Origin of the sequence: Kitasatospora sp. NPDC005856, assembly GCF_040629945.1 — a bacterium.
Taxonomy (GTDB): domain Bacteria; phylum Actinomycetota; class Actinomycetes; order Streptomycetales; family Streptomycetaceae; genus Kitasatospora.
Genome location: NZ_JBEXWT010000006.1, coordinates 1 through 20,838, shown reverse-complemented (window position 1 = coordinate 20,838; position 20,838 = coordinate 1). Strand labels below are relative to the sequence as shown.

The 20,838-nt window shown below is 74.4% G+C and carries 17 protein-coding genes; 9 read left to right on the top strand and 8 right to left on the bottom strand.

The annotated features are described in order from the left end of the window. Positions 1-344 precede the first annotated feature (344 nt). Positions 345-1,979, top strand: a complete 1,635-nt coding sequence (locus ABZ449_RS05945; protein WP_360340845.1) for a hypothetical protein — start codon at positions 345-347, stop codon at positions 1,977-1,979. A gap of 52 nt (positions 1,980-2,031) precedes the next feature. On the opposite strand, the gene ABZ449_RS05940 is transcribed toward ABZ449_RS05945, so the two are convergent. Further along, a complete protein-coding gene (locus ABZ449_RS05940; protein WP_360340842.1) occupies positions 2,032-2,490 on the bottom strand; it encodes a VOC family protein in 459 nt (152 codons plus the stop codon). Positions 2,491-2,626: 136 nt separating this feature from the next. Between ABZ449_RS05940 and ABZ449_RS05935 the strand changes: the two genes are divergently transcribed. Beyond that, positions 2,627-3,940: a hypothetical protein gene (locus tag ABZ449_RS05935; protein ID WP_360340839.1), complete on the top strand. Its 1,314-nt coding sequence runs from the start codon at positions 2,627-2,629 to the stop codon at positions 3,938-3,940. 204 nt (positions 3,941-4,144) lie between these two features. Beyond that, on the top strand, positions 4,145-5,635 hold the full coding sequence (locus ABZ449_RS05930; protein ID WP_360340836.1) for an alkaline phosphatase PhoX: 1,491 nt from the start codon (positions 4,145-4,147) through the stop codon (positions 5,633-5,635). On the opposite strand, the gene ABZ449_RS05925 is transcribed toward ABZ449_RS05930, so the two are convergent. After that, on the bottom strand, positions 5,623-7,266 hold the full coding sequence (locus ABZ449_RS05925; protein WP_360340833.1) for a helix-turn-helix domain-containing protein: 1,644 nt from the start codon (positions 7,264-7,266) through the stop codon (positions 5,623-5,625). The genes ABZ449_RS05930 and ABZ449_RS05925 overlap by 13 nt on opposite strands. A 146-nt stretch (positions 7,267-7,412) precedes the next feature. Between ABZ449_RS05925 and ABZ449_RS05920 the strand changes: the two genes are divergently transcribed. The 4 genes from ABZ449_RS05920 (at position 7,413) to ABZ449_RS05905 (ending at position 12,050) form a co-directional block, all read left to right on the top strand. Continuing rightward, complete coding sequence (locus ABZ449_RS05920) at positions 7,413-8,009, top strand: PadR family transcriptional regulator (RefSeq protein ID WP_360340830.1); 597 nt, start codon at positions 7,413-7,415, stop codon at positions 8,007-8,009. Continuing rightward, complete coding sequence (locus ABZ449_RS05915) at positions 8,006-9,094, top strand: FAD-dependent monooxygenase (protein WP_360340827.1); 1,089 nt, start codon at positions 8,006-8,008, stop codon at positions 9,092-9,094. Before ABZ449_RS05920 ends, ABZ449_RS05915 begins: the two co-directional genes overlap by 4 nt. A gap of 235 nt (positions 9,095-9,329) precedes the next feature. After that, complete coding sequence (gene pruA, locus ABZ449_RS05910; protein WP_360340824.1) at positions 9,330-10,958, top strand: L-glutamate gamma-semialdehyde dehydrogenase; 1,629 nt, start codon at positions 9,330-9,332, stop codon at positions 10,956-10,958. A gap of 162 nt (positions 10,959-11,120) precedes the next feature. Next, the gene (locus ABZ449_RS05905; protein WP_360340821.1) at positions 11,121-12,050 is read left to right on the top strand and encodes a proline dehydrogenase family protein; all 930 of its coding nucleotides are present in this window, start codon (positions 11,121-11,123) and stop codon (positions 12,048-12,050) included. A gap of 67 nt (positions 12,051-12,117) precedes the next feature. Here the strand turns inward: ABZ449_RS05905 and ABZ449_RS05900 are convergent, their stop codons facing one another. Then, a complete protein-coding gene (locus ABZ449_RS05900) occupies positions 12,118-12,702 on the bottom strand; it encodes a Uma2 family endonuclease (protein WP_360340818.1) in 585 nt (194 codons plus the stop codon). A 157-nt stretch (positions 12,703-12,859) separates the two neighbouring features. Here ABZ449_RS05900 and ABZ449_RS05895 point away from each other — a divergent pair, with 157 nt between their 5' ends. Continuing rightward, entirely contained in the window at positions 12,860-13,552 is a 693-nt protein-coding gene (locus tag ABZ449_RS05895) for an RraA family protein (RefSeq protein WP_360340815.1), read from the top strand. 23 nt (positions 13,553-13,575) lie between these two features. Here the strand turns inward: ABZ449_RS05895 and ABZ449_RS05890 are convergent, their stop codons facing one another. From ABZ449_RS05890 to ABZ449_RS05875, 4 genes are all read right to left on the bottom strand, one after another. After that, positions 13,576-14,064 (bottom strand): GNAT family N-acetyltransferase, encoded by a 489-nt coding sequence (locus ABZ449_RS05890; protein ID WP_360341174.1) that lies wholly within the window; start codon positions 14,062-14,064, stop codon positions 13,576-13,578. Positions 14,065-14,168: 104 nt separating this feature from the next. After that, positions 14,169-15,134, bottom strand: coding sequence for an SGNH/GDSL hydrolase family protein (locus tag ABZ449_RS05885; RefSeq protein ID WP_360340812.1), 966 nt, complete (start codon positions 15,132-15,134; stop codon positions 14,169-14,171). Between the two features lie 170 nt (positions 15,135-15,304). After that, complete coding sequence (locus ABZ449_RS05880; protein ID WP_360341171.1) at positions 15,305-16,606, bottom strand: TerD family protein; 1,302 nt, start codon at positions 16,604-16,606, stop codon at positions 15,305-15,307. A 169-nt stretch (positions 16,607-16,775) separates the two neighbouring features. After that, on the bottom strand, positions 16,776-18,164 hold the full coding sequence (locus ABZ449_RS05875; protein ID WP_360340810.1) for a hypothetical protein: 1,389 nt from the start codon (positions 18,162-18,164) through the stop codon (positions 16,776-16,778). 328 nt (positions 18,165-18,492) lie between these two features. On the opposite strand from ABZ449_RS05875, the gene ABZ449_RS05870 reads away from it, so the two are divergent. Beyond that, positions 18,493-18,993, top strand: coding sequence for an SsgA family sporulation/cell division regulator (locus ABZ449_RS05870; protein ID WP_360340807.1), 501 nt, complete (start codon positions 18,493-18,495; stop codon positions 18,991-18,993). A 68-nt stretch (positions 18,994-19,061) separates the two neighbouring features. Here ABZ449_RS05870 and ABZ449_RS05865 read toward each other — a convergent pair whose 3' ends face one another. Continuing rightward, complete coding sequence (locus ABZ449_RS05865) at positions 19,062-20,498, bottom strand: GAF domain-containing protein (protein WP_360340804.1); 1,437 nt, start codon at positions 20,496-20,498, stop codon at positions 19,062-19,064. Between the last annotated feature and the right edge of the window lie 340 nt (positions 20,499-20,838).

The window sequence follows — 20,838 nt, the reverse complement described above, 5'->3', positions numbered from 1 at the left end:
TGGCCGGGCACCACCGGGGTCGGCGGGGTGTGCCGGCGCGCCCGTCCGGAGGCGCTGTGGTGGTGGCCGCGGGTACGGGCTCCCTGGTGGGGCGAGGTGAGCTGAAGAGGGCCCCTCCGGCCCGGGGTCGGGTGGAGGGTGATGGGCTTCGTTGCCCCGGTGGCACGCGCGGGGTGTGCGCGCACCAGACCGAAGGATAAACGGTGGGCGCACGCCGACGGCGCGCGCCCCTGGACGCGCCCCGATCGGCCGGGCATCGGCAGTGCCCGGCCTATACGCTGAGGTGGTGGATCGGTACGCGGCGCTGTTGGGCTGACCGCTGGCTGAGGGAGAGCGCACTAACGATGGCGGGACGACGTCGCAAGAACACCGGGGCTCCGACGGGGGAGGGCACGGCCGAGGCGGTGCTGCCCGCGGACCTGGAGCTCCAGGACCTCTACGGGGCGTTCGCCGCGCACGGGCTGGACGACGAGGATCTGGACGACGCTGCCGTCCTGGTCCCGCCGGTGAAGCTGCCCGCCGAGCGGGAGCTGGCCGAGCAGGCGAAGGCCGTGCCGATGTTCGGGTACGCGCTGGCGCTGGCCCGCTGGGCCGCGCCGCACCGGGCGGTGGACGAGTTCGGAGACCTGGTCGAGGCTGACCGGGTGCCCGCGGCCCGGCTGCTGGGCCTGGCGCCGGCGGAGGGCGAGGGCGAGGTGCCCGAGGAAGCCGAGGTCGAGGCGCTGCGGGCCTGGTCGCTGGCCTGCGACCTGGACCTGGTGGAGCTCGGAACGACCGCCGAGGGCGAGCACGTCGCCGTCCCGGGCCCGGACCTGGAGCCCGCGGAGCAGGGGGACCCGGAGACGGTCCTGGAGCTGTGGCTGACCGCCGCCGGGATCGTCCGGGAGCTGGCCGTCGAGGCGGACTCCGTCCCGGAGGGGCCCGAGGGCGAGGCGGAGCGGGCCGGGGCCGGCGAGGAGGCCGAGGAGGACGAGGACGGGCTCTCCGAGGTCGAGGAGGCCCGCGACGAGGCCGCCGAGCTGCTGGACGAGGCCCTCCAGGTGCTCTACGAGACCACCGCCTTCGCCGAGCCGGGCAACGAGACCGTGCCGCTGGGCGTGCTGGCCGCGCTGCTGGTGGTCCCCGAGGGCGAGGAGCCCAGCGAGGAACTGCTCGGCGACATCACCGACGTGATGGTCGCGCTCGACCCGATGCTGGGCGACCTCGCCGAGCTCGGCCTGCTGGAATACCGTCCGATCGACCCCGAGCTGTTCGACGAGGAGGACGGCGAGGAGCCCGCCGTCGTCGGCGAGGAGCCGCTGGACGAGGAGGAGTCGGCCCGCTTCGGGCTGGTCCGGCTCACCCCGCTCGGCCAGTACGGCATCCGGCAGTGGCTGCTGGAGGACGGCTACGACGCGCCGCTCGTCGGCGACCTGGCCCGGGGGAACGCGGCCGAGCTGCTGCGCGGGGTGTGCGAGTCGGCCAACGTGCTGCCGGAGGAGGAGCTGCGGGTGTGGACCGCGGACCGGGAGCCGGTGGCGGCGGCGCGCGAGCTGCTCGCGGCGGCGCGCGGCACCGACGGCTACGGCCCGCTGCGCCGGATGCTCTGCGTCTCGGCGCTCAACCTGCTCGGGCCGCAGGCGGAGCCGGCCGTCCGGGAGGTCATCGACGACCCGGAGCTGGGTGGCGCGGCGCGGGCCTGGCTGACCTCGCAGGGCGCGACGGACGTGCCGGTGCCGGACCGGGCGATGGCGCTGTGGACGGTGGTCGACACCTTCGCCGCCCAGCTGCTGGACAACGGCGGGGACGCCGAGCTGCTGCGCGAACTGATCACCGACCTGCCGGTGAACGGCGATCCGGCCGGGTGGTTCGGCGAGCTGTGGCGGGTCGACCACCCGTACACGGCGGACGTCCTGGAGGCGATCGGGGAGCTGCATCCGGACCGGGCGCTGGCCAAGGAGGCGCGCAAGGCGGCCTTCAAGGCGCGCTCCAGGAACTGAGCCTCCGAATCCGAAGAAGCCCCGCACCGGAGCGCTCCGCGCGGGGCCGGGGTCACGGGAGGTCCAGTGAGCCGTCCTCGGTGAAGGGGAAGAAGGGGTTGTGGGCCAGCTCCCAGAGGTGGCCGTCCGGGTCCTCGAAGTAGCCGGAGTAGCCGCCCCAGTCGGTCGGGACCGGTGGCTTGACCACCACGGCGCCGGCCTCGACCGCCGTCCGCAGCGCGGCGTCCACCAGCGCGGGGGACTCCAGGTTCACCGCGAGGGTGACGCCGCGGAAGGAGGGTTCGCCGGTGGCGGGCACGCCCGCGTCGGCGGCCAGCTCCTCGGTGGGGAAGAGGCCGAGCGCCGAGTCGGCGGTGCGGAACCAGACGATCTCCGGGCTGGAGGCGGCGGAGCGCTTCCAGCCGAGCGCCTCGTAGAAGCGGGCGCTGCGGTCGAGGTCGGTCACCCCTAGGGTGACGATGCTGATCCGGGCGGGGAAGGTGCCCGGCGCCGTGTTGTTCTGTGTTGTCATGCCGCCAGGTTAGGGAGGGGCGCTGACAACCGGGCGCCCTGACACGGCCACCACCCCCGTCCGGAGGCGGAGCTGATGACCCGGCAGCTGCGGGCACGTAAGGTGGCGTCAGCGGTGCGGGTGCGAGGAATCGGGGGTGCGGCACAGGATGATGCGGGAGAGCGGCGGCAGGCACCAGAAGCGGAACGGCGGGCCTTCGGGGTCCGCCCCGGCTCCGGACCGGCCGGTCCGGGAGGATCGTTTCGCCGGTCGGCCCGCGGAGCGGACCGCCGACCGGCTCGCCGACCGGGTCCCGGACCAGGCCGCGGACCAGGCCGCGGAGCAGGCCGCCGACCCGTTCGCCGATCAGGAGGAGTTCTCCCGCCGGACCCTGGCGGCGGCCGACTTCCCGGTGTACGGCGTGGCCGCCTGTCCGGCTCCCGCGAGCGGGTCGGGGGGAGGCGCGGCGATCGGGCAGGCGTTGGCCGCCTTCGAGACCTCCGGCGGCGAGCTGCGCTGGGTCGAGGTCCAGTGCGGTGACTGGCGTTCGGCGGCCGGCCCGTACGTGACCGTGCGCACCTGCCGGCCGGGCGCCGACCGGTACGAGCAGCTGCCCGAGCTGGAGGACCTGGTCGAGGACGAACGGGACCGCGTCTACGAGCAGTTGGGCGTCGACGAGGGCGACGGGCCGGGTCGGGTACGGGCGTTGCGCGTGTGGATCACGGTGGACGGCGAGCCCTGTGCGATGGAGGTGCACGAGGACCGGCCGGTGCCGGAGCCCGGTGCCCCGGCGGTGGCCGGGCCGGAGCCGGTGTGGGCCGGGCGGCTGCGGGTCGGCGGGCTGACCGTGACGGTGTGCGGGCGCGGGGTCGCCCCCGGCGCGCTGGAGCTCGGCTCGATCGGCGACTTCGAGCGCTGCCTGCGCGGTCGCACCGAGCTGCTGCGTGACCTGGCCGCCCGGCGCGCCCGCCACGTGCCGGTCGAGGAGCGCGAACTGCCGCCCGTCGTCGGGATGGAGGCGCACCGGGCGCTGATCGCGCAGAGCGTCGCCGAGTCCGCCGCGATCGAGGCGCAGGTGCGGGTCGGGCGCACGCCGAGGCTGCCGCGCGGGCTGCGCGGGGACGTCGGCGCGGTGCGCTGGGAGACGGCGGTGCGCCAGCAGATGCGGCTGGCGACCGAGAGCCGGGAGGAGGCCGCGGCGGCGGTCGCCTCTATGGTCAACCACCTCAACCGGCTGTCCCAGCAGACGCACTGGCTGGTCGGCACGGCGGACGGCGAGGCGGCCGTCGAGGAGGTGATCCGGTACACGGTGTTCGCCAGCGAGGTGGCGAGCCTGCCGGCGCAGCGGGCCTGGGCGCAGCTGTGGCGGGAGCGGCCGGGCGGCGGCGGGGCCGGCGTGTGGGAGGAGCAGCGGCTGGCCGAGCAGCTGTGGCTGTCGGCCTGGGAGCAGTGGCGGGCGGCCAGGCGCTGACGGGGTGCCGGGCCGGGCGGCCTCGGGTTTGGCGGCCCGGCTGACGGGGACACGCGTAAAGCGAAGGTCATGTGTGGGTCATCGGTCGGCAAATGGCCGCCTGGACGTGAGGTGGACGTCATGCCGGGTTCACCCGTCCGGCGGAGCCTGCTGGGCGTCGGCATCCCGCACCGACGCTCCCGCTCATCCTCAGGAGTTGCTGCCATGTCGCTGTCCCGCCGGGACTTCGTCAACCGTTCCACCCTCGTCGGGGCCGGCGTGCTGATCGCCGGCGGCGCCGAGGCGCTGGCCAGCGCCCCGGGCGCGATCGCCGCTCCGGTCGGCGGCGAGGCCCCGGTCGCCGCGGCCGCCGGGACCAACTCGGCCGGCGGCACCGCCGTCGGCTACGGCTCGCTGGTCCAGGACCCGGCCGGTCTGCTGTCGCTGCCGAAGGGCTTCTCGTACAAGGTCCTCAACCGGGCCGGTGTGACGAAGCTGCGCACCGGCGAGTTCACCCCGAGCAACCACGACGGCACCTCCGCCTTCGAGGACGAGCGCGGCGGCAACTACATGGTCGTCAACCACGAGCTGTCCGGCGCCCGCGCCAACTGGCCGCACCCGGTGCCGCTGACCGAGGGCCACGTCTACGACCCGGGCGCGGCCGGCGGCTGCACCATCGTGCACGCCAAGCGGGACGGCTCGGTCGAGCAGTGGGTCGGCATCGCCGGCACCGCCACCAACTGCGCCGGCGGCGTGACCCCGTGGGGCACCTGGCTGTCCGGCGAGGAGACCGAGGACAAGGCCGGCAAGAACGGCTTCACCAAGGACCACGGCTACATCTTCGAGGTCGACCCGTTCGACGACGACTACAACCGCGACCCGCAGCCGGTCAAGGCCTTCGGCCGCTACGCGCACGAGGCCGTCGTCGTGGACCCGAAGAAGGGCCACGTCTACCTGACCGAGGACGCCGGCAACCCCAACGGCCTGCTCTACCGCTGGACCCCGCCGGCCGGCTTCAAGCACGGCCGCTACAAGCTGCGCCAGCTGGCCGCCGACGCCGGCGTGCTGGAGGCCTTCAAGGTCTTCGACGCCCAGGGCAAGTTCGTCGACGACCTCTCCCGCGCCACCACGGTCGGCACCACCTACGGCGTGGACTGGGTCAAGGTGCAGGACCGCGACGCCAAGACCGTCTCGGTGCGCAAGCAGTTCAAGGACGGCGAGGTCACCCGCGCCCGCAAGCTGGAGGGCATGTGGTGGGGTGACGGCGGCTTCTACTTCGTCTCCAGCTTCGCCCGCTCGGAGAGCCCGCTCCAGCACGACGGCCAGGTCTGGTTCTACAACCCGAACCGCCGCACCATCACCCTGAAGGTGCTGCTGGGCGTCAACAACGACGTCTGGGGCGACCACGACAACTTCGACGGCCCGGACAACATCACCGTCTCGCCGTACGGCGGCATCGTGATCTGCGAGGACGGCGACGGCGTCTCGCACCTCTTCGGCGCCACCGAGGACGGCCTGGTCTACCCGATCGCCCGCAACGAGCTGAACATCGGCACCGCCGAGAAGCCCGAGTTCAGCGAGTTCACGGGGGTGACCTTCTCGGACGACGGCAAGACCCTCTTCGCCAACATCCAGACCCCGGGCATCCAGCTGGCCATCACCGGCCCGTGGCGCCGGCTGAACGAGCACAAGCGCGGCCAGGGCTACGGCGAGTGACCCTCCGAGCGTGAAGGACTGCCCGCGGACCACTCGTCCGCGGGCAGTCGCAGTTGCAGCATGGCCAGCAGGCGCTGCTGCGGCTGGGCGAGGTCGATGCCGGTCAGCTGCTCGGCCCGGCGGACCCGGTAGCGCAGGGTGTTGGGGTGGATGTGCAGGGCGTCCGCGGCCACCCGGACCTCGCCGAGCGCGTCCAGCCAGGCCAGCACCGACTCGGCGAGCCGGGTGCCGTGCCGGCGGTCGTACTCGGTGAGCGCGGTCAGCCGCGGGTCGCGCAGGCCGGTGCGCTCCTGGAGCAGCGCGACCATCTCGCTGACCAGCACCTCCGCCTGGACGTCGATCAGCGCCGCGACGTCGAGGTCCACCCCGCCGCGGCCCATCGCGTCCAGGATCCGGTCCGCCTGTGCGCGGGAGTCGGGCACCTGGGCCAGGCCGTCGACGGTCGAGCCGATCGCGGCGCGCAGCGGGACGCCCAGGTGCTCGCGGGCGGCCGTCACCACTTCGGAGGCCCAGCCCCGCACGGTGGTCATCGGCAGGCCGGGCGGCAGCTCGGGCAGCAGCACGTACACCCGGGACTCGATCGGGGCGAGCAGTGCGGTGCGGTGCCGGGCGGCGGTGTGCACCGAGATCAGGCCGGTGACGTCGGAGCGGTGCAGCGCGTCGGTGGTGTGGGCGCTGTAGCCGAGCACGGTGGCCGGACGGCGCAGGTCCAGGCCCAGGTGGGTGGCGAGCGACTGGGGGCCGGTGGAGCCCTCCAGCAGGCCGGTGAGCAGGGTCTGGGTGAGCCGGACGTCGGCGGACAGCTCCCGGCGGCGCCGCACCAGCTGGGCGGCCGCGACCCGGGCGGCGCCGACCAGGGCCTGCTCGGCCAGCGGGGCCAGCGGCTGGGCGCCCTCCTGCACCCAGATGGTGCCGAGCGGCTGCGCCCCGGCCCGGATGCCGACCGCCAGACGGCGGCGCAGGCCCAGTTCGGGGTGCGGCTCGACCGCGATCGGGGCGTCCGAGCTGCGCAGGTGCTGGAAGATGCCCCACTCCCGGAGCTTGGACAGGTACGGCTCCGGGCCCTGCCAGCCGAGGATGGACAGCCGGCGCAGGTCGTCGACCTCGTCGGAGTCGGAGGAGCGGGAGTAGGCCAGCACCCGGCTGGAGGTGTCCTCGATCGAGACGATGCCGTTGGTGAGCACGGCGACGGTCTGGGCGAGGGAGAAGAGGTCGCCCGCGTTGGGTTCCGGGGAGCCGGGGGCGTCCGGGGCGTCGGGGCCGGCGATGATCGCCCGGACGAGCGAGTCGAGGTGCTCCCAGCGGGTCTCGCTGCGCACCGAGAGCAGGGCGACGCCCGCGTCGGTCGCGGCCTCGCGCAGCGCGTCGGCCTGGCCGGGGGCGTCCAGCTTGACCGCGACGGCGGCGGCTCCGGCCCGGCCGGCCGCGCGCAGGGCGGGCAGGGCGGCGCGGCCGCGGGCACCGATCGCGAGCACGAGTTCGCCGGGGGCGGCGGTGGGAGGGTCCTCCGGGTCGAGGATGGCGACGTCGCGCACCGGGACGTCCAGGCCCTGGGGGGCGGCCTGGAGCTCGACCAGCGGTTCACCCAGGGACATCAGGAGTTGACGGAGCGGCAGGCCGGGGGTGGTCACGCCGGTCCTCCTTCATCCGCCCGGACAACGGTTTGTGGTTGATTTTAGCCGGGCGGACAGAGTTCAGGTTCGTCAGTCCTGAATAGTTGATTCCGACTATCCGATACTGGATAGTCGGTCCTGACCAATCGATGAGGAACGCTCTCATGGCGAAGCGACGCACGGTGTCGAATCCGCTGGCCCTCGCGGTCCTGGCCGAGCTCACGATCGAGCCGATGCACCCGTACGAGATGGGGCGCCGACTCAAGGAGCAGGGCAAGGACCGCAACATCAAGTACAACCGCAGCTCGCTCTACATGGTCGTGGAGCAGCTGCGGAAGGCCGGGTTCGTCGCCGAACGGGAGACCGTCCGCGACACCCAGCGCCCCGAGCGCACCGTCTACGCCCTCACCGAGGAGGGCAGGGCCGAGCTCGACGACTGGATGCGCGAGCTGGTCGCCGAACCGCAGCACGAGTACCCGGCGTTCGGGGTCGCCCTGTGCCTGCTGGCGGCCCTGCCGATCGAGGAGTCGGCGGACCTGCTCGGCCGGCGGCTGGAGGCCCTGGACGAGCGGATCGACGCCACCCGTGCGCAGTTGCACGAGGTGGCGGGGACGGACGTCCACCCGATGTTCGTCATCGAGGAGGACTACGCCCTCGCGCTGCTGCGGGCCGAGCGGCGCTACACCGAGAACCTCGTCGCACAGCTCAGGGATCCGGAATTCGGCCGGACCCTGCGGGAGTACCTGGGGAGGACGGAATGAGCGGGAACCGCACCGTGAACGAGGCCGTGGTCATCGGCGGCGGCATCGCCGGGCCGGTGGTGGCGCTGGCGCTGCACCGGGCCGGCGTCGAGGCGGCCGTGCACGAGGCCTACGGAAGCTCCGCCGAGGGCGTCGGCGGGACCTTCATGGTCGCCTCCAACGGGCTGGCGGCGCTCGCGGCCGTCGGCCTGGAGGCCGAGGTCGCCGCGATCGGGCAGCCCGTCGGCCGGATGGTCATCGAGGACGCCGGGGGCGGCGTCCTCGCCGAGTTCCCCGAGGTGTCCGGCCGGGTGATGCGGCGCGCCGAGCTGTACGCCGTGCTCCAGCGGCGGCTGCGCGAGGAGGGCGTCCCGGTCCGCTACGGAAAGCGGCTGGTCGGCGTCGAGGAGCGCGCGACCGGCATCACGGCCCGGTTCGCCGACGGCACCGCCGCGGACGGGGACCTGCTGGTCGGCGCCGACGGAACCCGCTCCGTCGTCCGCACGCTGATCGACCCGGCCGCACCCGGCCCGGTCGGCACGGGCCTGATCGGGGTCGGCGGCTACAGCGCACACCGGCTGGACGGCCCGCGGGCGGGCGAGGAGACCATCCGCTTCGCCCAGGGGCCCCGGGCGTTCTTCGGCTACTGGGCGCTGCGGGACGGCACCGGGACGGCCTGGTTCAGCAACATCCCGCGCCCCGGGCAGCAGACCCCGGAACGGGCCCGGGCGGTGCCGCGGGAGGACTGGCTGGCACTGGCCCGCGAGCTGCACTCCGAGGACCTGCCGGCCCGGGAGGTCCTGGCGGCGGCGGACGCGACGAGCGTCGAGGTCTTTCCCCGGCTGGAGATCATGCCCTCCGTGCCGCACTGGTACCGCGACCGGATGGTGCTGGTCGGCGACTCGGTGCACGCCCCGTCCAACAGCTCCGGCCAGGGTGTCTCGCTGGCCGTCGAGAGCGCCGTCGAACTGGCCCGCTGCCTGGCCGGGCGGCCCGACCTGGCGAGCGCCCTGGCGGCGTACGAGCGGGCCCGGCGGCCGGTGGTGGAGGAGGTCGCGGCCAGGGCGGCGGTGGTGAACGATCGGAAGGCGAGCGCCGGAGCGTGAGCCGGGGCGCGAGGTGGTGCGACCGGGTGCGAGGGGGTGTGAACGGTGGGGCGAACGGGGACGGTTCGTGACCGCGGCGTGACCCTGTTCGTCGGGCCGGACAACGCCGTACGGGGGAATTTAGCCGCCCGGCCAATCATGTGGCCCGGTGGCCAGGAATAGCGTTCGTGCTGTGGTCGGTGTGCAACCCGCGCCGGCCTTCCCCCCGCACTGAACGAAGGAGAGCGTGCGCTCTATGGACGCTGTGACCCAGGTCCCCGCGCCGGTGAACGAGCCGGTCCACAGCTACGCCCCCGGCAGCCCGGAACGGGCCCGGCTGGAGGCCAAGCTGAAGGAGCTGGGCGGCCAGGAGCCGGTCCAGCTGACCATGACGATCAACGGTGAGCGCCGGATGGGCGGCGGCACCGAGATCCACGTCGTCCAGCCGCACAACCACGCGGCTCGGCTCGGCACCCTGCGCAACGCCACCCAGGCCGACGCCCAGGACGCCATCGACACTGCCCTGGCCGCCGCTCCGGCCTGGCAGGCGCTCTCCTTCGACTCCCGCGCCGCGATCTTCCTCAAGGCCGCCGACCTGCTGGCCGGCCCCTGGCGCGAGACCCTGGCCGCCGCCACCATGCTCGGCCAGTCCAAGACCGCCCAGCAGGCCGAGATCGACACCCCCTGCGAGCTGGTCGACTTCCTGCGCTTCAACGTGCACTTCGCCCGCCAGATCATGGCCGAGCAGCCGATCTCCTCGGACGGCGTGTGGAACCGCAGCGACCACCGCCCGCTGGAGGGCTTCGTCTACGCGATCACCCCGTTCAACTTCACCGCGATCGCCGGCAACCTGCCGACCGCGCCCGCGCTGATGGGCAACGTGGTGCTGTGGAAGCCGTCCCCGACCCAGCAGTTCTCCGCGCACCTGCTGATGCAGCTGCTGGAGGAGGCCGGTCTGCCCAAGGGCGTCATCAACATGGTGACCGGCGACGGCCTGGCCGTCTCCGAGGTCGCGCTCAAGCACCCGGCGCTGGCCGGCATCCACTTCACCGGCTCCACCGCCACCTTCCAGCACCTGTGGCGCGAGGTCGGCAACAACATCGCCGGCTACCGCACCTACCCGCGGATCGTCGGCGAGACCGGCGGCAAGGACTTCCTGGTCGCCCACCCGTCCGCCGACCCGAAGGTCCTGAAGACCGCGATGACCCGCGGCGCCTTCGAGTTCCAGGGCCAGAAGTGCTCGGCGCTGTCGCGGGCCTACGTCCCGGCGTCGATCTGGGCCGGCCTCAAGGACGAGTTCGCCGCCGAGGTCGACGGCCTCACCATGGGCGACGTCAGCGACCTGTCCAACTTCATGTCGGCCGTCATCGACGACCGCTCCTTCGCCAAGAACAAGGCCGCGATCGACCGCGCCCAGGCCGACCCGCAGGTCGAGGTCCTCGCCGGCGGCACCTACGACGACTCGGTGGGCTACTTCGTCCGCCCGACCGTCCTGGTCTGCCAGGACCCGGCGAGCGAGTACTTCAAGGACGAGTACTTCGGCCCGATCCTGGCCGTGCACGTCTACGAGGACGAGAAGTACGAGGAGATGCTGGCCCAGATGGAGTCGGTGTCCGCGTACGGCCTGACCGGCTCGATCATCTCCCAGGACCGCGCCGCGGCCCAGGACGCGATGCACAAGCTGCGCTTCGCCGCCGGCAACTTCTACATCAACGACAAGCCGACCGGCGCCGTCGTCGGCCAGCAGCCCTTCGGTGGCGGCCGGGCCTCGGGCACCAACGACAAGGCGGGCGCCAAGCAGAACCTGGCGCGCTGGACCTCGACCCGCTCGGTCAAGGAGACCTTCGTCCCGCCGACGGACTACCGCTACCCGCACATGGGCTGACCAGCCCCGTGCCACTGATCGTCCGGCTCGTCCAGTAGCCACCGGTCACCCGCGACGCCCGGTCCCGCAGCCGGGCGTCGCCCGCCGGGGCGGCGGGGCTCCCCCGTACCCGCCGCCCCGGCCCTTCTGCCACCCTTGGAAACACCAGCTCCAGGAGTCACGATGCTCCGTTCCGCCCTTCTCGCGGCCTCCCGGTCCCCGCAGGTCCGCACCGTGGTCGAGAAGTTCCCGCCGACCCACGCGATAGTCGAGCGCTTCGTCGCCGGCGACGTCCTCGACGACGCCGTCACCGCCACGGACGACCTGATCGCCACCGGCCGCAAGGTCACCCTCGACCACCTCGGCGAGGACACCAAGGACGCCGCGCAGGCCGCCGGCACCGCCGAGGCCTACGAGCACCTGCTCAAGGCCCTCAAGGAGACCGGCCTCGCGGCCGGGGCCGAGGTGTCGGTCAAGCTGTCGGCCGTCGGCCAGTTCCTCCCGGTGGACGGCGAGAAGATCGCGCTGGAGAACGCCCGCCGCATCTGCGAGTTCGCCGCCGACGCGGGCACCACGGTGACCCTCGACATGGAGGACCACACCACCACCGACTCCACCCTCGCCATCGCGCGCGAGCTGCGGGCGGACTTCCCCTGGGTGGGCGTCGTGCTCCAGGCCTACCTGCGCCGCACGGAGGCCGACTGCCGCGACTTCTCGGGCGAGGGCTCGCGCGTGCGCCTGTGCAAGGGCGCCTACAAGGAGCCCGAGTCGGTCGCCTTCCAGGGCAAGCACGAGGTCGACCTCGCGTACGTCCGCGCCCTGAAGGTCCTGATGGCGGGCGAGGGCTACCCGATGATCGCCTCGCACGACCCCAACATGATCAAGATCGCCGGCCAGCTGGCCCAGTGGAACGGCCGCAAGCGGGACTCCTTCGAGTACCAGATGCTGTACGGCATCCGCCCCGAGGAGCAGCTGCGCCTCGCCGGCGAGGGCAACACCATGCGCGTGTACCTCCCGTACGGCCAGGAGTGGTACGGCTACTTCATGCGCCGCCTCGCCGAGCGCCCGGCCAACCTGACCTTCTTCCTGCGCGCCATGGCCACCCGCGGCTGACCCCGGCGCCCACGAACCACGGCCCGCACCCCTGACGGGGGGTGCGGGCCGTCGCGCGTTTCCGAGCTCAGAGGAACGGCTTGGTGTCGAGGTCGAAGCCGAACGGTGCGGGGAGGCCGAGCGGCTCGCCGAAGGCAGCCAGGTGGACCTCGGTGTACTCCTCCCGGTGCGGCTCGGCGAACAGGCTGACCTGCGACTTCTCGCGGTCGATGAGGAGGTGGAGCGGGATGCCGGCCCGGGCGTAGCAGTGGCGTTTGGCGATGCGGTCCTGATCGGGCTTGGCGGACGTGACCTCCGCGACCATGGCCACACCGTCCGGTTCCATCCAGGACGGTGCGCCGCGGAACAGGCGGAGTTCCTCGGGGGCGAACGTGGCGTCGGGGATGACGTGGTTCCTGGGACAGAGACCACCACTCACGAGGCGGAGACCCTTGCCACCGGAAACGCTCATGTCGGTCTTGGAACGCCGGATCACCTGCTTGAGCAGGTGGTTGATGTGGTCCTCGTGATCGCCGTCCGGCGGTGGTGCCACGATGATCTCTCCCTCGATGAGCTCGGCTCGGAAGCCTTCGGGGGAGTGCAGGCTCAGGAAGCTCTCCAGCAGGATGTCGGCCTGCGTCGGGGAGCCCGTGATCGGATGCTCATGCGCCACAGCACTCGTGATGCCCCTCCTTCAGAGAGCCGTCACGCTAATCGCTGCTCGCCCGGGCTACGCCGTGTACGGCGAGGTTTCACTCGATGGTGTGAGTTTGAGGCCTGGCATAGGATCCTGGCCTGGTGAACTGGCTTTTCGAGCGGAGGAGTTGGGGATGCTGAAGGCTTTCGTGGAGCTGTCGACGCCGTTGGTGGCGGATGCCTGCGTGCGGCTCGGGGTGGGGGTGCGGGTGGCGCCGGTGGGGGTCGCCGCGGTGGTCGCGGCGAGCCGGGTGGCGGGGCGGGTGCTGCCGGTGCGGCACTACGGGAGCGTGGACGTGTTCCTGGAGGCGTACGGGGCGGCCCGGGACGGGGACGTGCTGGTGGTCGACAACGGCGGGCGGACCGACGAGGCCTGCATCGGGGACCTCGCGGTGCTGGAGGCGCGGGCCGCCGGGGTGGCCGGGATCGTGGTGTGGGGGCTGCACCGGGACACGCCCGAGCTGCTGGAGATCGGGCTGCCGGTGTTCAGCTACGGGGCGCTGCCGCTCGGCCCGGTGCGGCTGGACGACCGGGAGCCGGAGGCGCTGCTGACGGCGAAGTTCGGCCCGCACCCGGTGAGCGCCGAGGACGTGGTGTTCGCCGACGCGGACGGGGTGCTGTTCGTGCCCGCCGACCGGGTCGCCGAGGTGCTGGAGACGGCCGGCTCGATCGCCCGGACCGAGCGCGCGCAGGCCGGGCGGATCGCCGCCGGGGACACGCTGCGCCGCCAGACCGCCTTCGACGACTACCTGGAGCGGCGCGCCGCGGACCCGGCGTACAGCTTCCGGCAGCACCTGCGGCGGGTCGGCGGGGCGATCGAGGAGTAGCCGGTTACGGCTACGGCGGCCGGTCAGAGCGGCCGGTGCATGACGTGCAGGCCGACGTAGCCGTCCACCGGATGGCGGAAGGCCTCGGGGACGGTGCCGACGACCTCGAAGCCGAGCGACTCGTAGAGCTTCACGGCGTGGTGGTTGTTGGCGACCACCGCGTTGTACTGCATGGCGCGGAAGCCGGCCCGGCGGGCCCAGTCGAGGGTGTACTCGACCAGGGCCCGCCCGATCCCCCTGCCGTGGTGGGCCGGGTCGACCAGGTAGCTGGCACTGGCCACGTGCGAGCCGTTGCCGGGGCGGTTGCGGTTCATGTTGGCGGTGCCGAGGACCCGCCCGTCCTCGTCCACCGCGACCACCGTGCGGTTCGGGGCGGAGAGCATCCACCACTCCCGGCCCAGCTCGGAGTCCATGTCCAGGGGGTAGGGGAAGGTCTCCCCGGCGGCGATGACGGTGTGGAAGAACGGCCAGATGGCGGGCCAGTCCTCGGGGGTGGCCTCGCGGATGTCGATGGGCATCGGACCAGGATGCTCCCCGACGGGCGGGCCGGCCACCGGTTTTCCGCGGCCCCCGCCCGGCGGGGGCCGCCCGCCGTGGGGCTGTCGTCGCCCGGGGGTCAGCCGCCGAGGAGGGCGTCCTCGACCAGGGCGGCGGTGTGGGCCTGGCCGGTGGCGTTGGGGTGCACCACCGCGTACCTGAGGGGGATGACGCTGGTCAGCACGCCGTCCAGCCAGTGGTCGGCGTCGCAGACGCTGTGGCCGGCGCTGGCGGGGTAGACGTCCACGAAGGTGTCGCCGCGGGCGGCGGTGTCCTGGGCGATGAGCGCGTTGAGCGGCTCCAGGAGCGCGGTGCGGGCCCAGGCGAGGTCGCCGGTGGTGAAGGTGCCGAACTGCAGGGGGTTGCCGTACTGGCAGAGGGCGGCGTTCTCGGGGACGAGGTGCGGGTAGCCGACGGTGAGGACCTTGGCGGACGGCGCCTTGGCGCGCAGCGCCGTCAGCATCCGGTTGTAGTCGCCGCGCAGCCGGTTCAGGCGGTCGGGCAGGCTCGCGTCGAACTCGTCCTTGCAGGGCGTGCCCTGGCCGAGCCGGACGGCGCCGAGTTCGATGCAGCTCTTGAGGATCTCGGCGAAGCCGAGGTCGTTGCCGCCGATCCCGACGGTGACCAGGTCGGTGGCCGGGTCGACGGCGTCGATCTGCGGCGGGACGGCCGGGTAGGGGCCGTTCGGGTCGGTGCCGAGCGGCGGGAGCGGCCGTCCGAGCGGGGACTGCGCGCTGGTGTCGACGCTGTCGGTGGTGGCACCGCTGCAGCTGACGTTGTGCAGGACCACCAGGGAGCCGAGGTCGCGGCGGAGGATCTCGGGATAGGACTCGACGGTACGGGCGCAGCCGTCGTGTGGCTCGGTCTCGGTGCCGGTGGCCACGATGACCCCGGCGGTGTAGGAGTCGCCGAGCGCCGTCCACCGCAGTGCGGCGGCGCGGTCGCCGGGCCGGGCGGCGGCCTGGGCGGTGGTCGGGGTGGTCAGCCCGGCGGCCAGCACGGTGGCGGTGCCGGCGACGGCGAGGCGGGACAGGAAGCGTGGCACGGCTCTCCTCCTCGAGGGGCGGGGGAGAGTGCGATTCACCCCCCTGAGAGTCAATCGAGTCGCCGTGTGGACGACTTGATGCCTCGGGAGGGTGAATCCACGGGCGTGACTGTGACGGCGGGCGTCAGGGCACCGCGTCGGCGGGCGTCAGGGCACCGCGTCGGCCGGCGTCAGAGCGCCGCGGCGGCGGGCTCGATCATCGCCCGCGCGGTCTTGCCGTCGACGTACTCGCCGAGCGCCGTCATCTCCCACTCGCCGCCCGGGCGGCGAACCAGCTTGCACATCATCACACCGGTGTGGGGCTCGGAGTGGGTGAGGTCGAAGCGGACCAGCTCCTCCTCCGTCCGGGCGTCCAGCAGGCGGCAGTAGGCGTTCTTCACATCGGTGAACTTCTGGCCGGAGAAGGAGTTGACCACGAAGACCAGCCCGTGGACCTCGGCCGGCAGGCCCTCCAGATGGACGGTGATCTGCTCGTCGTCACCCTCGCCGCCGCCGGTGAGGTTGTCGCCGGAGTGGGAGATCGCGCCGTTGAAGATGTTCAGCTTCATGAACCAGGCCGTCTCCAGCCGCTTGTGCCGGGCGTCGAAGGCGAGGCAGGAGGCGTCGAGGTCGACGCTGCGGCCGCGGGCGGCGGGTTCCCAGCCGAGGGCCATCCGGATGGAGGAGAGGAACGGGCGGCCGTTCTTGACCAGGGAGACCGAGCTGCCCTTGACCAGGTTGACCCGGCCCTTGTCCAGGGTGATCCGGCCGGGGGCGGCCGGGGCCGGGACGGCGGTCTGACCGGTGGCGAGCGCGATCCGCGGGTCGACCGGGGCGGAGGCCGGGGGACCGGCCGGCGCGGGCAGGGCGGCCGGCGGAGTCGGGAGCTGGACGGTGCGGTCGACCGGGGCCGGGGCCGGTGGCACGACCGGCGCGGCCGGCGCGGCCGGCGCGACCGGTGTGGCGGGTGCGGCCGGGGCCTGGGCGGCCGGAGCCGGGGACTCCTCGACGGTGACGCCGAAGTCGGTGGCGATGCCCGCGAGCCCGTCGGCGTAGCCCTGGCCGACCGCGCGCACCTTCCAGGCGCCGCCCCGCAGGTAGACCTCGACCACGATGAGCGCCGTCTCCAGGCCCAGCCGGGGCGGGGTGAAGGTGACCAGCACCTCGCCGGTGTCGGCGTCGCGGACGGTGGCGGTGGGCTCCGTCCCGGCGAAGGTGGAGACCTGGTCGGCGGGGCTCGCGGTGACCACGATCTTGGTGATGCCGGCCGGGACGGCCCGGGTGTCGACGGTGATCGCGTCGGGGGTCCCGGCGGTGGCCGGACGGTGGCTGACGCCGGGGCCGTTCGGGGCGTTGAAGAAGACGAAGTCGTCGTCCGAGCGGACCTTTCCGGCATCGGTCAGCAGCAGGCCGGAGACGTCCAGCGCCTTGGGCGCGGTGACCTCGACGGTCACTCGCGCGGCGGTCAGCGGTGCGTTGCCGCCTTGGGACAGGACGGTGGACACGGACTCCTCCTCGGGTGCGGGACGGCGGCCGGGCCGGGGCCGTCGGGGCGCCGGGCCGGGTGCTGCCCACAGTAACGAACGAGGTCCGGGGAAGTGCCCGTCAGGAACGGCCGACCATCGGATCGTCGAACGACCGTTACACCCGGCCGTCGGCAGGTCAACGCGCCGCGGTGGCCGGGCCGGTGGCCGGCTCGAGGGCCGGTACCAGGTCCGGCGCGGGCGCCGGTGCCGGGTCCGGGCCGACGGTCGGTCGGGGGAGCGGAGCGGCGGCCCGGGCGTCCGGCGTGCCCGGCGTGCCCGGCGCGACGGGCGGCGGCTGCGCCGGGCCGAAGCCCCCGAGCGCGGCGACCGCGCGGGGGTGGTCGAGGGCGAAGGCGGAGGCGCTCCAGCTCTCCGCCGGGGGCGCCTTGCGCACCGCGGCGGACGACTCGGCGGCCGTGCGGGCGCCGCGGACGGCGAAGGTGTAGTGGCCGGGCCGGACGTCGGTGCCGGGCGGGGTGGTGAAGCGGTAGACGAGGGTGCCGCGCTCCTGCTGGGCGGTCACCACGGCGCCCGGCAGGTCGGTCCAGGCGGCGCCGGTGCCGGGCGCCGACTCGCCCGGGGCGAGCCGGAACTCGGCCTGGAACGCGGTGACCGGCTCGGCCACCGCGAGGGTGAGCCGGTGCCGCAGGCCGTCACGGCCGAGCGGGGAGAGCAGGCCGGCGCCGGTCAGCGCGTGGTCGGTGTCCGGGACGCTCGCGGGGTCGCTGTCCGGGACGCTCCCCGGGCCGGCCGGACCGGTGCCCTCGGCGGGGTCGGCCGGGGCGTCCTTCCCCGGGACGCCCGTGGCGACGCCGGTGTCCGGGAGGGGCGCGGCGGGCGGCGGCACCGGGCGGTTGGGCGCGATCGGCCGGGGCCCGGGGGCGTTCGATCCCTGGTCGGGGGCGGAGGGGACGGAGGGGGCGTAACCGGGCTGCTTGGCGTCCCAGCCCGGGACGGAGGCGGACGGGGAGGGCGAGGGCCCGGCCGGGGCCGGGGCGCCGGCCTCGGTGCCGGTGAGCTGGGTGCCGGGGGCCGGCGCGTCCTGTCCGGCCGAGGCCTGGCCGCCGGTCTGGCCGCCGGTCTGGGGCGTGCCCGGGCCCGCCGTGCGGGGCGCCGGCGGGGTGGCGGCGACCGGTGCCGGTCCCGAGGGGCGCGCCGAGAGGTGCGCGGAGGGGCCCGTCGAGGGCCGGCCCGCGGCGGGGTGGCCGTCGGAGGGGGCGGAGGACCGGCCGTCGGCCGGGGTCTGCGCCGAGACCGCCTCGGCCCGGTCGGTGGCGCCCGGCGTGGGCGGCGGGGTGGAGCCGACCCGGGCGACGCCGGCCCGGCGGCCGATCCCCTGCTGCTCGTTGAGCAGCAGGGTGGTGGCGATGCTGATGCCGACCACGGTGGACATCGCCATCGCGGCGCCGGAGAAGCGCAGGGTGGGCAGCCGGAACCGGCCGCCGAACGGGCGCGGCCGCCCGTGCCGGGCCTGCCGTGCGGGCTCGTGCCGCACGTCCCGCGGGGTGTCCTCGCGCACAGCCACCGGACCCCTCCTCCCCGAAGCCGCCGTCGCGTCCGCCGTATTCTCCCACGCGTCGCCGCCCGGTCCGGCTCCGGCCGCCGGGGACCGGTCCCGCGCGGGCCCGCCCGGGGAGAGGGGAGAGCGTACCAGTGGGTGGCCGCATCCCGGTCGGTCCTCGTCCATTTCACCGATGGCCCTTCGGCAGACGGAAGTTGACGGATCGTCTGACAAGCGCGGCGGAGGGTGGCGGCCCCGGACGGGAGGCATTGCAACCCCCTTGCAACCCTTGCCCGGTGCGCCGGGCGTGACGCAGGCTGAGGGCATCCCACGCCGTCCCGGAGAGACCGTCATGCCGCCCGACCCGCTGTCCGCAGCCTCCAGTGCACCCCTCGCCGCCACCCCCACGGGCGGCGATGGGGACGGCTCCACCGCCGCTCCGGCGGCGGTGGAGGAGGTGCTGATGCTGCGGATCTCGCTGGGCGAGGAGGTGGTCGGCGAGGTGCGCACCCGCTTCCGGTTCGTCACCGCGCGCCCGTACGAGGTGCTGCTGACCTTCCACCTGGGGCGGCCGGACGAGGCCGACTGGGTGTTCTCGCGCGAACTGCTGCGCGACGGCCTGCGCACGCTGAGCGGCCAGGGCGACGTCAAACTGTGGCCGGCGTACTGCCCGTGCCACGGCTCGACGCTGCACCTGGCGCTCGAGTCCCCGCACGGCAGCGCACTGCTGGAGGCCTCCAAGCCCCGGGTGCAGGCCTGGCTGGACCGCACCTACGCGCTGGTCTCCGAGCACCAGGAGCGGCGCTGCGGCCCCACCGACGCCGAGCTGGCCGCGCTGCTCGCGAACGGCTGACGGCGGGGCGTCGGCGCTCCGGCCGGCCGAGGACGCGGCGTCAGCGCCGCGCGCTCAGTGCCGCGCGCTCAGTGCCGCTCCGTCGGCGCGGGGGAGCGCGGCGGCGGGAGGGGCGGCGCACCGGGCAGCCGGGCCGTCCCCGCGGCCAGCGCGGCCCGCAGCCGCCGTACGGCCGGGGCCGAGGAGGCGGGCAGCAGGTCGTACGGGTCGTCCGGCCCGTCCACCGTGACCAGTACCGACTCGGCGATCCGGTAGGGGCGGTGGGCCAGCAGCCCGCCCAGGTAGCGGCGCAGCCGCGAGAGCTCGGCGCGCACCGTCACCGTCCGGCCGGCGTCGCCGAACAGCGCCTCGGCGAGCTGGGCGGCCGTGCTGCCCTCGCGTCCGGTGGCGAGCAGGAGCACCAGTTCGGCGTGGCGCGGGCTGAGCGGGTGCGACCAGCTGTCGGCCGCGCCCCGGACGGACAGCTCGGGGCGGTCCGGGCGGCGCAGGTCCAGCCGGAGATGGGCGCCCTCGGCCTGCTCGGCGGTCACCGTGCCGGCGCCGTCCTCCTCGGGCGACCGGACCGGTCGCACCAGCCAGCCGTCGGCGAGCGGCTCCAGCACGCACTCGCCGAGGCCCGGCACCCAGTGCACGGCGGCCGGGGTCCAGCCCTGGCTGGGCACCCGCAGCCGGCTGGGCGGCGGCAGCCCGGCCGCGGCGGCGGTCCAGCCGGCGGCGTCCACCACCAGCGCCGGGCCGCCGACCCGGGCGAGCAGCGGGGCGGCCAGGGTGCGCAGCTGGTGCAGCGCCTCCAGCCGGTGGGCGCGCAGCTCGGTCTCGGCGAGCCGGGCGGCGGTCGCGGTGAGCTGGAGCAGGTAGGGGCGGATGGTGTGCGCCGGGCCGCTCAGGTTGATGGCGCCGACCAGCTGTCCGGTGCCGGGGTCGCGCACCGGCGCGGCCACGCAGGTCCAGGAGTGGTGGCTGCGCAGGTAGTGCTCGGCGGAGTGGACGTGCATCGGGCGCCGGGCGCGCAGCGCGACCGCGATGCCGTTGGTGCCGACGCTCTCCTCGATCCAGCGGGCGCCGGTGATGAAGCCGATCCGGTCGGCGCTGCGGCGCAGGCCGCGTTCGCCCTCCTGCCAGAGCACGTGGCCTTCGGCGTCGGCGACGGCCAGCAGCAGCGGGGCCGTGCCGCCCGCCTCCATGAGGGTCTCGCGCAGCACCGGCAGGACGGCGTCGAGCCCGCTGGTGCGGCGTCGCTGTTCGATCTCGCCGGGGCCCAGCAGGACGGCGGCGGCGCCGGTGTCGGGGTCGAGGCCGAGCCGGCGCAACCGGGCCCAGGAGTCGCCGATCTCGGGCCGGGGTTCGAACAGGCGGGGGCCCGTGGCCTCCTCGGCGCGGGCGGGGACGGCCAGTTCCCGGGCGGCGGCGTCGGCGAGGGCGCGGTCGTGGACTTTGGCCAGTTCCGTCGCGGTCGGCGGGGTGCGGCGCTCTGGTCGTCGGGACTGCCGTCCGGTCTGCCGCACTCGTTTCGCTCCTCGCCGCCGTTCGAGGACGCGTCGGGGCCGACGCGCTGACGAAAGCGTACGGCTGCGGTGGGCCGCAGGGGATGGGGTCCGGCAAGTCGGCATACCGGGCGGTCGGAACGTGGGACGGAAGGCGGCTCGGCACCGGGCCGTGTCCCGGGGCCGGGCCGCGCCCGGCGGGGGCGCGCCGGCACCGGTGCCGGGCGGGGTACGGGTCAGCGCTGCGCGCCGGTGCCCTGCTGGGCCGCCTCCACGGTGTGGTGCAGGTCGGCGGTCGCCTCCAGGGTGGCGCCGGTGCTCAGCGCCAGGCAGGCGGCCAGGGCCACGGCGGCGGCCCGCA